Origin of the sequence: Saccharibacillus sacchari DSM 19268 (genome assembly GCF_000585395.1) — a bacterium.
Classification (GTDB): domain Bacteria; phylum Bacillota; class Bacilli; order Paenibacillales; family Paenibacillaceae; genus Saccharibacillus; species Saccharibacillus sacchari.
In genome coordinates, this window is the sequence record NZ_KK073875.1 from 3,157,708 (window position 1) to 3,168,592 (window position 10,885).

Sequence of the window (10,885 nt, forward strand, 5' to 3'; positions counted from 1 at the left end):
TATGCCGAATTGCTATGAAGTAGGCGGTGAGGATGAACGTATGAGAAAAGATGCCAAAATTTATGTGGCCGGTCATCGTGGATTGGTCGGATCAGCTATTGTAAGAGCTTTAGAGGAAAAAGGATATCATAATTTGATTTATCGAACCAGCTCTGAACTAGATTTGCGACAGCAATCTGCGGTTCAACATTTCTTTGCAGAGGAAAAGCCGGATTATGTATTTCTGGCGGCAGCCAAAGTAGGAGGTATTTTAGCAAACTCGACCTATCCGGCTCAATTTTTATATGACAATTTAATGATTCAGGCGAATGTAATCGAAGCCGCTTACCGGAACAAAATAGATAAGTTGTTATTTTTGGGAAGCACCTGCATTTATCCTAAATTGGCTCCTCAACCGCTTCAAGAAACTTATCTGCTCACAGGCCCACTTGAAGAAACTAATGAGGCTTATGCAATCGCCAAAATCAGCGGGATTAAATTGTGCGGTTCATATAATAGAGAATATGGAACAAACTATTTAAGCTTGATGCCAACCAATCTGTACGGTCCTAACGATAATTTTGATCTAGGGACTTCGCATGTAATGCCAGCACTGATGCGTAAAATCCATGAAGCTAAAATGATGCGACAGTCGACGGTTACCGTATGGGGCAGCGGCAATCCGTTGCGCGAATTTCTTCACGTGGACGATATGGCACAGGCATGCATCTTCGTAACAGAGCATGTGAAGGCCGAAAAAGCGGGCGAATTTATAAATATAGGCACTGGAGTGGAGATTACGATTCGAGATCTGGCTTTATTGCTTTGCGAAGTCATTGGTTTTGAAGGAAAGTTGATATTCGATCCAAGCAAACCTGACGGTACACCGCGTAAGCTGACAGATGTATCGAAGATTCATCATCTCGGTTGGAAGCATCGGATCGAATTGAGAGAAGGTATTCAAGACACCTATCAATGGTATTTGAAACAGATGGAGGAAGCCAATGAGTAAGCCGAAAATCACTATCGTTACAGCTTGCTATAACGCGGAAAAAACTATCGAGCAGACAATAGAGAGTGTATTGAAGCAAGCTTATGAGAACTTGGAGTATATTATTATCGACGGTGCTTCGACCGATCATACCATGGAGATAGTAAACCGGTATCGAGATCGCATCGATTTGGTTGTGTCCGAGCCGGATCGAGGTATTTATGATGCATTCAATAAAGGAGTCCGGCTAGCAACTGGAGAGTACATTAACTTCATGAATGCAGATGATTATTTCAGCAATGAATCTGTTGTGGAGCAAGTCGGGAGCTTTCTTGAACAAAATCCAGAAACTGTCATGACTTATGGGAGAGTGCAGGCTATGGATGACGAAAACGGACATTGGTATTTCAGGGGGCGTCCGCTCACTCTACAAGAATACCGAAATGGAGATATGTATCCGCACCAATCCGGATTTACACAAAAAAAGTTATTCGAAGAATTCGGTTATTTTGATACTCGTTATAAAATATTGGCGGATAAAGACTTTACTGTTAAGTGTATTAAAAAATATGAAGAGTTTATAAAATTTTTACCTTTAGAAATTGCCGTCTTTAGACTTGGTGGTATAAGTTCATCGCTAGAGAACGAAAAAGAACGCGATTTGGAGCATGCACATATTCAATTAAATCATTTTGGTTCTATACCCGAAAAATTGATGGATACAATTAATCATGCAGATATCTATTTGACTCAGAAGATTTATATGGTGTGGTTGAACCAACTGTTGCTCGGAAAAGACCGGATCATAAAAAAAATAATTGAAAATAATATACGAAAAGTGTATATATTCGGCACCATGGATAATGCGACCCGACTTTATCACTATTTTTCGGGCAAAGATACAGAGTTTTTGGGTTTTGTAGATAACAATCCACAAATGCAAGTCAAAACCCTGCATGGACAAAAAATTTGGAATCCGAACGAACTGAAAATCGATTCCGATACAGCCGTCGTGATTTCGATTGAAAATCCCAATACCGTTCGTGTCGTAGAGCAACAATTGATTGCTCTGGGCTTATCGGTATCTAATATTTTTGAATGGAAAAAGCTTTTGTTATAAGCATTCAATTTAAAGTTCATTAAAGATAGGAAGATCGATATGAGACCGTTGGAAGATTTTTTGATCGAGAAAAGCCTGGTTTTATTTGGAACCGGAACTACGGCCGGCAAACTTAATGAACAAATCAGCGTTGCCGGCATTCGTATCGACTATTTTAGTGATAACGATCTCACAAAATGGGGAGAGAACTTTCAACAACATCTTATTGTGGCTCCATCGGAATTACGGACAGAGCGAGACGTTATCGTGATTGCAAGCGAATACGAAGCCGAAATTGCCGAACAGCTGACGAGAATGGGATTTGTAATGCATCACAACTGTCTTTTGCATACTCGTCTTTTGATACGAAATAATAAAATCGAGTACTGTTGGGATACAAAAGTACTTTCCGAGCTGAAGGCTATCGTTCCTTTAGATGATCTGAAGGCGACAAGCCTAGAAAAAATTCCGGTTTTGCAAAGTGATTACCGATTTCTTTGTCAAAATCCGATAAATGTAAGTGGATCCCAGTATCCGAGTTTTATGATTCCGCAACAGTCTTATCCTTTAAAAGACGTGAACATCTATATTTTTGAGCAAGGCACAACGACAGGCGACAACGGAGTCATATTGACTGCGGAAGGTTACTTGATTCGCGAATTTTCGACTTTCACGACCCTTGCGTTAAATATATGGGATGCGCAGAGGGTGAAGATCGACGTGATCGGAAATAAGGATGTTGCGGTTTTAAAGCATACCGTAGCCGTTACCACTACGCAGTGGAGCGGTGCCAATTATTATCATTGGATGATGGAAGAGCTGCCGCGTTTTTACTTGCTAGGTGCTTACAAGGAACCGATCGATTACTATATCAGCAATTATACAATGCGTGCGTTTCAACAAGAGACGCTTGAATGTATGGGCATTCCTATACATTCGATCATTAAATCAAGCAACATTTACGCGATTCAGGCTGAGAAATTGGTCGTTCCGTATTCGCCTGCTTACGATTCCGGATATGTCTCGAAATGGATATGCAATTTTTTGAATCGTTTATTTTCGTCAGCGTTGCAAATCGATGAACGTAAATATCATAAGCATATTTATATAGCTAGAGGAAATGCGAAGAATCGAAAAGTGGTCAATGAAGAAGATGTCATAGAATATCTGACAAACATGGGTTTTCAAATTGTTTATTTGGAACGACATAGCGTACGGGAGCAAGCCGCCATTTTTTACAATGCGGAAGTGATTATAGGTCCTCATGGCGCCGGATTGACCAATCTTGTTTTTTGTAGAAAACAAACAAAAGTCCTGGAACTTTTCAGTCCTATGTATGCTCCGATTATGTTTTGGAATATTTGCGAAAATCAAGATCTTATTTATCATTGCGCTGTAGGTGATAGGACGGATTTTGAGTATACTGAGCGTGTGGGCGTATATGTGAACGAAAAAGATATTCATGTCAATATCGAGGATATTTCCAGATTTGTTTCCTTGTATCTCTAGGAAAGGCGGTTAACGAAATGAACGGAAAAATCGCTGTTTGTTATCATAAAAAAATGCCATTCATTCATAACGAAGTTTTGACTCCTTTTTTGCTTAATGCCCAAAAAAAACCTCTTCCTGGATTTGAATATGCGGACGATATCGGAGAAAATATTTCATCAAAGAATGAAACTTATTGCGAAATTACGGCTTTATATGCGATTTGGAAAAACGAAGTCTGGCAGGATATGGACTATATCGGATTATTTCATTACAGACGAATTTTATCGCTAAATAAACAATTGAACGATCAGCTTTCCGAGCATGACTTATTTGAAATAAATGAAGTGAACGGTGAATATACTCAATATGGGCTTTCCAAATTTCAAATCGATCAAGTCATGCAAAACTGTGACGTGATTCTTCCGATGCCGAGAACATTTGCGGACACCGTTTATGATCAATATGCAAACTCGAAAGATCATTATATCGAACATGTAAAAAGCGCGTTAGCCTTTATCAAAAAGAATTATCCTGCTTACAAAGAATCGGCACAACATGTATTCGATTCGCATCAGGTTAGCCTATACAACATGTTTGTCATGCGGACCGATTTGTTTCGAATATACTGCGAATGGCTTTTTCCGATTTTACGCGATGCAGAGACCGCAATGGACGATAGTCTTTTCAATATTCAAGAACGTAGGTATATCGGTTTTTTGACTGAACGCCTTTTTAACGTTTTTATTCATTATCAACAAAAATATCGGCAGCTGGATATACGGTATTTTCCCGTTTTTCAACTGAATTATGAACAGCCTTCCACAAAGCTGCAGGAAGTTTTGCGAATCCGTGACAAAGTGGCGCTTTTCGGCACCGGAACCTACGCAGCTAAAATGACAGTCATGCTGAATAATCCAATCGTTTGTTTCGTGGACAATAATGAAAAATTAGAATCTTTTGCCGATCTTGAAGTGCTTACGCCTGTCGAGTATCAGCGGCGATTCGGTAAACGGAATCCGATTCTGATCTGCAGTAGTTACGAAGAGCAAATTTCGCAGCAGTTGTCTTCCATGGGGTACGAACACAATCAAGATTACTTTAAACTTGATACTTCTTATTTTATTGCGCAGCGGCTTGAAGCGCACTAAAGTTGTTCGGATTGAAAAGGAGCTTCCCTAATGAATATCGTGTTTACTATTGATCGGAATTATATTCAACACCTGTGCGTGACGTTAAAATCCATTTTGCGGCATACAAAGACAAACTTGTCTGCCTATATTATAGGGAAAGACTTGGGCGAACCGGACCGAAGACTCATTGAAGAAAACTTTATTGATGATGAAATCCGGTTCTTTTTTATAGAGATCAATCCGGATCGGCTTTTACGGTTGGGAATCGACACCAATCATCTACCCATTGAAGTATTGTTCCGCCTTGTTGCTCCGGAGTTGCTGCCGGATTCGGTAGAAAAAGCGATCTTTATGGACTGTGATATTGTAGTTCTCGACGACTTGGCGATTTTGTACGAGACTGAATTGGAAGGGTATCTGCTTGGCGCGGTAGTGGACATTATTTATGAGGCGTACCGTATTCTGAATTTGGATTCCATATTGGATTATTTTAATGCCGGAGTTATGTTGATTGATATTTTCTCTTGGCGAAAACAAGATTTTACCGCACAGGCATTGAAATACGCCTCCGAAAACGCGGCTATATTGCGTTATGCGGATCAGGATATTTTGAACGGGTTACTGCGGGGAGTTTGGAAAAGACTTCCGCAGCAATGGAACGTCATTACGAATCTTTTTGAAAACCCGACCGTTTTTCAAAAGACTTTTGGCGAAGAACGGCATGCGCAGGTTTCTGGTCGTCCAAGCCTGGTTCATTTTACAGGAGATATAAAACCGTGGAGTTTTTTTTCCAACCATCCTTATCGCGATCGATATGATCTTTATTATAGGATGTGTAGCGGTTTTGCCTGGGAAAGAAAATCATCGTTCGCTTATGCTTGTCCGCTCTACCTGTTCGGTTCCAGCGTGAATGCCATAGAAATGTCCAAAAAGCTTGAAGCCGCAAATATGACGATACAAGGATATATAGATAACGACCGTCAAAAACAAGGCCTTTTGTTGAGAGAGAAGCCGATCATTGCTCCGGATACATATAATGCTGCGGAGAACTCTTTGATTATTATAGCAAGCTCTTATACGCGCGAAATTTCAGAACAGTTGGAACAAATGGGTTTGATTTATAAACAAGATTTTTTCAAAAATCTTTCCGAATACGAAAACTATTTGACGGGTTGTGAGAAGAATGTTTGACACGATAGTCATTGGGGCGGGTTATGCGGGGCTTGTGCTGGCAGAACGATTGGCTTCCCAGCAAAATGAGCAGGTGCTGGTCATTGAACAGCGCCGACATATCGGCGGCAACGCGTATGACCGCTTTGATACGAACGGCGTATTGATTCATGAGTACGGACCCCATATCTTTCATACGCGGTCGAAAGAAGTTTGGGACTATCTTTCTTTGTTTACGAATTGGCATTACTATGAACATAAAGTGCTGGCTAAAGTGGATGGCAAAGAAGTCCCGATCCCTTTCAACTTAAATACGATCGAAGAAGTTTTTACGCCCGCTTTAGCGCATCGCATGCAGCAAAAGCTGGTTGATCTGCTTGGATACAACGTCAAGGTCCCAATTCTTAAATTGAAAGAGCAAGATGACGAGGACTTGAAGTTTCTTGCGAATTACGTGTATGAAAAAGTGTTTTTGAATTATACGCTCAAGCAGTGGGGAATCGGACCGGAAGAATTGGATCCTACGGTAACGGCGCGCGTACCTGTATATATTTCGCGGGACGACCGTTATTTCCAGGATGAATATCAAGGACTGCCGAAGTTTGGTTATACGGAAATGTTCAAGGCGATGAGCGATCATCCCAATATTCATATGCTAATGAATACGCGGTATCAGGATATAATGGATATTGGAGAAGAAGGGAATCGGCTGTTCGGTCAGTTTTTCGAAGGAAAGATTATCTATACGGGCATGATCGATGAACTGTTCGGTTTTTGTTTCGGAGAACTTCCGTATCGTTCGCTTCGATTCGAATACGATACATACGATACGGAATATAAACAGAGTGTAGGTCAATTAAACTCGCCCAACAGTTACGACTTTACGCGTATAACGGAGTTCAAACATCTAACCGGACAACAGCATCCAAAAACTACTCTTGCCCGCGAGTATCCGCAGGCTTATCGTAGTGGAGAAAACACAGCTTATTATCCAATAATTGCTGAAGAAAATCAGAAGAGATATAAACAGTATAAAAAGCGTGCGGCAACTCTTCATAACGTACATCTTGTCGGTCGTTTGGCAGAATACAAATATTATAATATGGATGCGGTTGTCGCCACTGCTTTAAAATTATACGCGAAATTGCAACACAAATGATTTGCACGAGTAAAATGAATTTATGTCTTCCCGCATACACTCAATGAAGCATAGTGAGGGTTAAAATGAAAATTTCATGCGTGATTCCGCTTTACCATGCCGAAAAATATATTGTTGAAACGTTGGATAGCCTGATGGCGCAAAGTTATGCATTGGATGAAATCCTTGTGGTAGACGACTGCGGGCAGGATCGTTCGGCGGAATTGGTACAGGCATACAGCATGCGGCATCCGGTTGTCCGTTTGATCCGGCAGCCTTCGAATCAAGGAGGTTCCGCTGCGCGCAATCGAGGTTTGCATGAAGCGCGCAATACATGGCTGCTCATGATGGATGCTGATGATACCGTTCATCCTAATCTGCTGGAGCGACAGATTGAACTGTTGCGGCAAGCTGAAGCTATAAAACCTTCGCCGGTCTGTGTGCATTCTGCTTACTTGCAGACGGATGCCGACGGCCAGGTATTAGAAAATAGCGAATACCGCGGAATGCAGTTGCCTTTTAACGAAACGTTCGGATCGCTTTTGGTACGCAATTATATTATCACTCCATCGGGCCTGCTTCTAAATCGGGATGCGGCGCTGGAGATCGGCGGTTATCGTACCAACATTTTTATTTCCGAAGATGCCGAGTTTATTTTGCGGTTGGCGAGAAAAGGTTCTTTCATTTATCTGGATGAACCTTATGTATATTTCAGGCGTCATGCGATGAGTATTACTTCAGATCTAAATAAGGCTTCCCAAGCAGGACAAGCTATTCTGGATATTTACTCGATCGATGAAATCAAAAAGGCTGTGTTCGAAAGAGGTTATTCGGAACAGAAAAATCGACTTGATTTCATCACGTTATTATATCAGTATCAACGGTATACAGAAGGATTTGCAGCTTTAGAACAAATTACGGAAGAAGAATTTTTGCATAGCAAATATTTTTTGCAGGCAGTTTTTTATCAAGAACGTCAGCAGTGGAATGAAGCTTCGCTTCTTCTGGATCGGCTGATTTCGCAAAATCATAATCATGGAGCAGCTTTAAACAATCGGGCTGTTTTATACGCGTATAGCGGCGATAGCAAAGCGGCGATGGAGCTTTGGGAAAAAGCGATTGCATTATTTCCGGGCTATATGGATGCTACGGACAATTTGAAAGTATGGAAGAGTGGCGTAGGCGACTATCGATTTACGAAAAGGGAACTGCGCAAAAATCTGCTCAGATACTCTTGAATAAGAAAGGAACAGAGTTATGAAGACTGTAGCGATCGTTCAAGCTAGAATGGGATCTACGCGCTTGCCGGGAAAAATCATGAAAATATTGGCCGGTCGCACGGTGCTCAGTCACGTTCTGGAGCGATGTCGGGCTATTCCTTCCGTCGATCAAGTGATCGTAGCTACCACCGATCTACCGGAAGACGAAGCCGTCTGTCAGGAAGCGGAGCGCAGCGGGGTTGAGTTTTATCGGGGAAGCTCCGGCGACGTGCTCAGCCGTTATTATCATGCCGCGCAGACATCGCAGGCGGACATCATCGTAAGGGTGACTTCGGATTGTCCGCTACTGGATCCGTATATTTCGAACGAAGTGATTCTCGATTTTCAGCGAGGAGCTTACGATTATTCGTCAAGTGAAGGCTTTCCGAGAGGAATGGACACGGAGGTCTTCACGTTTCGTGTCTTGGAGCAGGCATATTGTGAAGCCAAATTCGATTATGAACATGAACATGTTACGCCTTACCTATATCGACATCCGGAAAAATTCGATCTTCGCACTTTTCGAAGCGAACATGACAACTCGGAGTATCGGCTGACATTGGACACCGAAGAAGATTGGACATTGATCTCGCAAATTTATGAACGCCTGCATAAAGGTGGGATTTTCAAACTGGCTGACGTGCTGGAATTGTTGAAGAAAGAACCGGAGCTGGCATTGATCAATGGTCATATTGTACAAAAAAGGTTGGGGGAGTAAAAATGAAGGTGGCGATTCGCGTCGATTCCTCCGATTTGCTCGGTTCCGGACACGTGATGAGGTGTCTTACGCTAGCAGACATGTTAAGCTCGTTCGGTGCTGTGGTACGTTTCATCTGTTTAAATCTTCCGGGTAACCTATCTGATTACGTGCTCGGTCGGGGGTTTCACGTTGATCATATCGAACCAAGGCGTCGGTACGCATCATCGAATCAGGAAGAGCTGCTTGCAGAGCTGCGTTTGGATGAGGACTACGACTCGGAGCAGACTCTTTCGCTTCTCGAACGGCACCCTCTCCACGATTGGATAATTGTGGATCATTATGCGCTCGATGAAAGATGGGAACAAAGGGTCCGCAAGCGAACATCCGGTATTCTGGTCATTGACGATCTGGCAGATCGTGCACACGATTGCGATCTGCTGTTAGACCAGAACTTTCATTACGATATGAAGTCCCGTTATGCAGGTCTTGTTCCAGACAACTGCCTCCTGCTGCTGGGGCCGGAATTTCTGCTGCTGCGTGAAGAATTTCGTGAATTTGAAGGCAGGCGAAAAAATCGTGATGGGACGCTCTCCCGGCTGCTGATATTTTTCGGCGGAAGCGATGTGAGCAACGAGACGGAGAAAGCTTTACAGGCCATTCGTCTTTTGGATCGCGATCTTCATGTCGATGTAGTCGTGGGCGCAAGCAATCCGCACCAAGAACGGATTCGGGCGATATGCGATTCGACGGCAGGCATGGTGTTTCATTGTCAGATCGATTATATGGCCGAATTGATGAATGAAGCGGATTTGGCGATCGGAGCGGGAGGGGCTACTACCTGGGAACGCTGTTATCTGGGGCTGCCCGCATTGATCTTGATTCTGACGGAGAATCAACGGATCGGGATTCGGCAGTTGGAACCCACGGGAGCCTTTGTGAATCTGGGAGATTGCCTTCAGGTTAGTCAAGAACAAATCCGCCGTCATCTTGAAAGACTATTGGATAGCCCGCAACTTCTGAAGGAGTTAAGCGAAAAAGCGTCGGCCCTTGTCCCGTCAAAGATCGTTTACGGAACAGCCGAATGGCGGCGTTTGTTCAAAAAGGAGGAATCGGAATGAACGCAGGTACTTATTCCATGAGTCCGATTCGCGAAGAGCATTTGGAGCAACTGTTGGAGTGGCGCAACTCTGAAACGATCCGCTCCAAAATGATTACCGATCATCTGATAACGATGGAAGAACATCGGAACTGGTTCAAACAAAAAGAAAAGCAGGCGACGCCTCTTCATTTCGTTTTCGAGTATAAAGGTAAGCCCGTCGGTTATATCGGGTATACCGATAGGGATCCGGCCAGCGGCATTTGTTCTTCCGGGCTTTATATCGGCGATCATGAAGGATTGCCTCCCACGTCGGGATTCGCGATCGAGTTTCTGATGCTGGAGTACGCGTTCGAGCGTTTGGACGTTCGCAAGCTTTGGGCCGGGGTATTTTCTTTTAATCGCAAAGTCATTCAACTGCACGAATTGTTCGGATTTCAGCATGAGGGGTTGTTGAAAGCTCATGTGCTGAAAAACGGGCAATATGAAGACTTTGCGCTGATGGCAATCTTTTCCGGGGACTGGGCAGAAAAAAGAAGTCGTTTTTACCGATATTTCAAGTAGGTCGATTCAATTCGACAAAGAAAAGAGGAGAGCAACATGGAACAAAAGCTGAGAACCATTTTTGCCGAATCGTTGGAGATTCCCGAAGAAAGGGTAAAGGACGAGCTGGAATACAATACGTTGCCGGAGTGGGATTCGATCTCTCATATGTCGCTCATTGCGGCAATCGAAGACTCTTTCGACATTATGCTGGATACGGAAGACGTCATCGATATGAGCAGCTTCGGCAAAGCCAAAGAGATCGTTGCTAAATACGGAGCGTAAAGGG

At 43.0% G+C, this 10,885-nt stretch carries 11 protein-coding genes; all 11 read left to right on the forward strand.

What is annotated here, in order from left to right; genetic code table 11:
- The first annotated feature begins 40 nt into the window (after positions 1-40).
- The 11 genes from fcl (at position 41) to SACSAC_RS13520 (ending at position 10,881) form a co-directional block, all read left to right on the forward strand.
- Entirely contained in the window at positions 41-991 is a 951-nt protein-coding gene (gene fcl, locus SACSAC_RS13470) for a GDP-L-fucose synthase (protein WP_037287226.1), read from the forward strand.
- Positions 984-2,090 (forward strand): glycosyltransferase family 2 protein, encoded by a 1,107-nt coding sequence (locus tag SACSAC_RS27130; RefSeq protein ID WP_051507101.1) that lies wholly within the window; start codon positions 984-986, stop codon positions 2,088-2,090. The genes fcl and SACSAC_RS27130 overlap by 8 nt, the downstream gene beginning before the upstream one ends.
- Before the next feature lie 39 nt (positions 2,091-2,129).
- Positions 2,130-3,578, forward strand: a complete 1,449-nt coding sequence (locus SACSAC_RS13480) for a glycosyltransferase family 61 protein (protein WP_037287228.1) — start codon at positions 2,130-2,132, stop codon at positions 3,576-3,578.
- Positions 3,579-3,595: 17 nt separating this feature from the next.
- Complete coding sequence (locus SACSAC_RS13485) at positions 3,596-4,708, forward strand: DUF4422 domain-containing protein (protein WP_037287230.1); 1,113 nt, start codon at positions 3,596-3,598, stop codon at positions 4,706-4,708.
- A 30-nt stretch (positions 4,709-4,738) separates the two neighbouring features.
- A complete protein-coding gene (locus SACSAC_RS13490) occupies positions 4,739-5,881 on the forward strand; it encodes a glycosyltransferase family 8 protein (protein ID WP_037287232.1) in 1,143 nt (380 codons plus the stop codon).
- The gene (glf, locus tag SACSAC_RS13495) at positions 5,874-7,019 is read left to right on the forward strand and encodes a UDP-galactopyranose mutase (RefSeq protein WP_037287234.1); all 1,146 of its coding nucleotides are present in this window, start codon (positions 5,874-5,876) and stop codon (positions 7,017-7,019) included. Before SACSAC_RS13490 ends, glf begins: the two co-directional genes overlap by 8 nt.
- A gap of 65 nt (positions 7,020-7,084) precedes the next feature.
- Complete coding sequence (locus SACSAC_RS27135) at positions 7,085-8,236, forward strand: glycosyltransferase family A protein (protein ID WP_051507102.1); 1,152 nt, start codon at positions 7,085-7,087, stop codon at positions 8,234-8,236.
- A gap of 19 nt (positions 8,237-8,255) precedes the next feature.
- On the forward strand, positions 8,256-8,975 hold the full coding sequence (locus SACSAC_RS13505) for a cytidylyltransferase domain-containing protein (protein ID WP_037287236.1): 720 nt from the start codon (positions 8,256-8,258) through the stop codon (positions 8,973-8,975).
- 2 nt (positions 8,976-8,977) lie between these two features.
- On the forward strand, positions 8,978-10,075 hold the full coding sequence (gene pseG, locus SACSAC_RS13510; protein ID WP_051507103.1) for a UDP-2,4-diacetamido-2,4,6-trideoxy-beta-L-altropyranose hydrolase: 1,098 nt from the start codon (positions 8,978-8,980) through the stop codon (positions 10,073-10,075).
- The gene (pseH, locus tag SACSAC_RS13515; RefSeq protein ID WP_037287238.1) at positions 10,072-10,617 is read left to right on the forward strand and encodes a UDP-4-amino-4,6-dideoxy-N-acetyl-beta-L-altrosamine N-acetyltransferase; all 546 of its coding nucleotides are present in this window, start codon (positions 10,072-10,074) and stop codon (positions 10,615-10,617) included. Before pseG ends, pseH begins: the two co-directional genes overlap by 4 nt.
- 36 nt (positions 10,618-10,653) lie before the next feature.
- Positions 10,654-10,881: an acyl carrier protein gene (locus SACSAC_RS13520; RefSeq protein ID WP_037287240.1), complete on the forward strand. Its 228-nt coding sequence runs from the start codon at positions 10,654-10,656 to the stop codon at positions 10,879-10,881.
- The last annotated feature ends 4 nt before the right edge of the window (positions 10,882-10,885 follow it).